The organism is Streptomyces sp. CHD11, from assembly GCF_018638295.1.
Lineage (GTDB): Bacteria > Actinomycetota > Actinomycetes > Streptomycetales > Streptomycetaceae > Streptomyces.
The window spans coordinates 1-308 of record NZ_JABTTS010000194.1 but is presented as its reverse complement, the minus strand read 5'-3'; the positions used below and the strand labels follow the sequence as shown (position 1 = coordinate 308).

Sequence of the window (308 nt, the reverse complement as noted above, 5' to 3'; positions counted from 1 at the left end):
CCTGAATATCAGGCAATGCCGCCTCCGATGCCTCTGTAGCTATCAATCTCACCTTCCCCGAGATGCTGCGATGAAACAGCGCGGTACCCAGCCATCGTTCAAGCGTCCTGATCATCTGGCCGACCGCGGCCGGCGTGACACTGAACTCGCTGGCGGCAGCAGAAAAGCTTTGATGGCGGGCGCTCAGTTCGCTACTACGAATGAACCGGAGAGCTGACGTGCCACCGCATCAATCTCTCCCATGCTTCGAGGTGTCTTATGAGCAAGCAAATCCAAGGTGAGAAGCGGCTGGTTATCGGTGATACAAG

General features: G+C 56.5%; 1 protein-coding gene. It reads right to left on the bottom strand.

All coding sequences use genetic code 11. The features are described from left to right. Window positions 1-187: LysR family transcriptional regulator (locus HTV45_RS35490; RefSeq protein WP_368860948.1), on the bottom strand; the 187-nt coding region annotated here is incomplete at its 3' end. Window positions 188-308 lie beyond the last annotated feature (121 nt).